Genomic DNA, 1,183 nt, shown 5'->3' with positions numbered 1-1,183 from the left:
CCCTTGTCGCCGACCCGCTTGCCGCCGGCCTCCACGCGCGCGTGCGCCGGCAGCCGGTCGATGAAGCCCTCGACCTGCTTGAGCTGGTTGGGGTTGTTGAGCGGGCCGAACAGCACGTCCTCGTCGTCCGGCTGCCCGGTCTTCGTCTCGGAGGCGGCCTTGGCCAGCGCGGAGACGAACTCGTCGTGGATGGACTCGTGGACGAGCACCCGCGTGGCGGCGGTGCAGTCCTGGCCGGCGTTGAAGTAGCCGGCGACCGAGATGTCCTCTACGGCCTTGGCGATGTCGGTGTCCTCGAAGACCACGACCGGGGCCTTGCCGCCCAGCTCCAGGTGGACGCGCTTGACGTCCTTGGAGGCGGACTCGGCGACCTGGATGCCGGCGCGCACGGAACCGGTGATGGAGGCCATCGCCGGGGTCTCGTGCTCGACCATCATGCGGCCGGTGTCACGGTCGCCGCAGATGACGTTGAAGACGCCCTTGGGGACGATCGAGCCGATGATCTCGGCCATGAGGACCGTCGAGGCCGGGGTGGTGTCCGACGGCTTCAGGACGACGGTGTTGCCCGCCGCGATCGCCGGGGCGAACTTCCACACGGCCATCATCATCGGGTAGTTCCACGGCGCGACCTGCGCGCAGACGCCGACCGGCTCGCGGCGCACGATGGAGGTCAGGCCCTCCATGTACTCGCCGGCCGAGCGGCCCTCGAGCATCCGCGCCGCGCCCGCGAAGAAGCGGATCTGGTCGACCATCGGCGGGATCTCCTCGGAGCGGGTCAGCCCGATCGGCTTGCCCGTGTTCTCCACCTCGGCCGCGATCAGCTCCTCGGCGCGCTCCTCGAAGGCGTCCGCGATCTTCAGCAGGGCCTTCTGGCGCTCGGCGGGCGTGGTGTCGCGCCAGCCGGGGAAGGCCTCGGCGGCCGCCGCCATGGCGGCGTCCACGTCCGCCTGCCCGGACAGCGGAGCGGTCGCGTACGCCTCGCCCGTCGCGGGATTGACCACCTCGGTGGTCCGTCCGTCGGCGGCGTCCTTGAACTCACCGCCGATGTAGTTGCGCAGACGACGCAGCTCGGTGCTCACTGCCGGCCCTCCAGTTCGGATGTCCAGTACTTGAGACACCCACCCTAGTCGGCCGACCCACGTTTTCAACACCCCCGCTCCCTTCGATCGTGCGGAATTCGCAG

At 69.9% G+C, this 1,183-nt stretch carries 1 protein-coding gene; it reads right to left on the bottom strand.

Annotation, left to right across the window (positions count from 1 at the left end):
* Positions 1-1,079: aldehyde dehydrogenase family protein (locus tag ABT116_RS48360; protein WP_351647892.1), on the bottom strand; the 1,079-nt coding region annotated here is incomplete at its 3' end.
* Positions 1,080-1,183 lie beyond the last annotated feature (104 nt).

The sequence above is a fragment of the Streptomyces sp. NPDC002130 genome, assembly GCF_040296465.1.
Classification (GTDB): domain Bacteria; phylum Actinomycetota; class Actinomycetes; order Streptomycetales; family Streptomycetaceae; genus Streptomyces.
The sequence above is the reverse complement of the archived record's forward strand: the minus strand, read 5'-3'. Positions and strand labels throughout refer to the sequence as shown.